Origin of the sequence: Streptomyces aureus (genome assembly GCF_001418135.1) — a bacterium.
Lineage (GTDB): Bacteria > Actinomycetota > Actinomycetes > Streptomycetales > Streptomycetaceae > Streptomyces > Streptomyces aureus_A.
This window is the reverse complement of the sequence record NZ_LIPQ01000659.1, coordinates 1-1480: the sequence shown is the minus strand read 5'-3', so window position 1 is coordinate 1480 and position 1480 is coordinate 1. Positions and strand designations below refer to the sequence as shown.

3 protein-coding genes are annotated in these 1480 nt (G+C 70.7%); 2 read left to right on the top strand and 1 reads right to left on the bottom strand.

What is annotated here, in order from left to right; all coding sequences use genetic code 11:
• Positions 1-142 precede the first annotated feature (142 nt).
• Positions 143-493, top strand: coding sequence for an ATP-binding protein (locus AOK00_RS35770; protein ID WP_055604266.1), 351 nt, complete (start codon positions 143-145; stop codon positions 491-493).
• On the opposite strand, the gene AOK00_RS35765 is transcribed toward AOK00_RS35770, so the two are convergent.
• A complete protein-coding gene (locus AOK00_RS35765; RefSeq protein WP_055604265.1) occupies positions 487-954 on the bottom strand; it encodes an STAS domain-containing protein in 468 nt (155 codons plus the stop codon). The genes AOK00_RS35770 and AOK00_RS35765 overlap by 7 nt on opposite strands.
• A 149-nt stretch (positions 955-1103) precedes the next feature.
• On the opposite strand from AOK00_RS35765, the gene AOK00_RS35760 reads away from it, so the two are divergent.
• Positions 1104-1480, top strand: a 377-nt coding sequence (locus AOK00_RS35760; protein ID WP_107097531.1) for a winged helix-turn-helix domain-containing protein, incomplete at its 3' end; no start/stop codon positions are given.

Sequence of the window (1480 nt, the reverse complement as noted above, 5' to 3'; positions counted from 1 at the left end):
AGGGACCGGGGCGGAAAGTGCGTGGGGGACGAGCGGAGACTGGGTGGGAAGAACAGTGTTCACAGGGCATCGCACGGGACATCCCACGCCGGACGGGAACCGGCCCGTCGTTCCGCATGACGCGGCCGAGGCGCGCGCCCGGGTGGCGGAAGCGCTGCGGGTGGCCGCGACGGGGCCGGGCGGCCCACCGTCCGCCACCGCCGTCGGTGACGCGCTGCTCGTGACGTCCGAACTGGTGACCAACGCGCTGCGTCACGGGGGAGGTCTCACCGGGTTCGGTGTGGAACTCGACCCGGGCACGGTGACGATCATCGTGGCGGACGCGAGCAGTGAGCTGCCGCGTCTTGCGGACGGCCGCGGGGCGCGACGGCCCTCCGGCCCGGCGGAGGGCGGCTTCGGGTGGCCCCTGGTCAGACTGCTCGCCCAGGAGATCAGGCTGTCCCTGCCCGCGGAGGGCGGCAAGACCATCGAGGTACGGCTGCCGCTTCATTGAGGCCGTCCCGGCTTCGGCGGTGAGAAGAGGTCTCCCGTGCCGGTCAGCTGGAGCAGGCGGGCCATCCGTGGGCTCACCGGACCGAGCGTGAGGGGCTGCGGGGGGTGGCGCCCACTGTCGAGGTGCTGACGCGAGGCGGCCGGTGCGGCCGGCGAGGCCTGTTCCAACCGTGCGACCCATGAGGCTCGCGCGGTCAGGAGGGCGCGCAGACCGGCGCAGTCGCAGAAGGTGACGGCCCCGAAGTCGAGCGTGATGCCCTCCGGGTGCGCGCGCAGCGCGTCGAGGAGGCTGCGGCACAGGTGCGTGGCGGTGGCCTTGTCGATCTCGCCGCTGACGACGATGCCGCCGTCCGGTGTGGTCTTCACGGTCATCTGCGCGTCCGGACCGGGCGCGGGCGGCTTGATGGCGGCGTCACCGGCGGGCGCTCGGGCGGCGGCGGAGTGGTCGGGAAGGGGATGCATGGTGTGCTCCCATGTGCTCCCGTGAGCCAGACGGACAAACCTGGTCCTTCTGTTCTTATCGTCCTCTTTCTTCGCATAGCACGTCAATAATCACATGAGATAGATTTCCGGTCTTGCGACTCATGAGTAAACCATCACATAATGTGCCCATGGGTGTCAGTTCAGGCGACCGTCAATCATGGACCTTCCTGACGAATCACGCCCGAGTGCTGGTGGTGATCGCCCGCGATCCCGGTGTGCGCCTGCGTGATGTCGCCGCCGCGTGCGGGGTGACCGAGCGAACGGTGCAGGCGATCGTCGCCGACCTGGAGGCCGCCGGATACCTCACGCACGCGCGGGAGGGCCGGCGCAATCGCTACCGCCTGGCCCCGGGCAAGCGATTCCGACATCCGCTGGAGGGCGACTACGAGATCACAGGCCTCCTGGACCTGCTCGACGCGGCCCCCGGCGACGGCGGCCCGGTGTCCCGCGCCGGGATCAGCGACGGCACGCCCTCGCCCCACCCCGGGACCACCGACACCACCCC

Bases quoted from the DNA above. Each gene is read 5' to 3' on its own strand.
- AOK00_RS35765 (WP_055604265.1), bottom strand. From the start codon at position 954: ATGCATCCCCTTCCCGACCACTCCGCCGCCGCCCGAGCGCCCGCCGGT.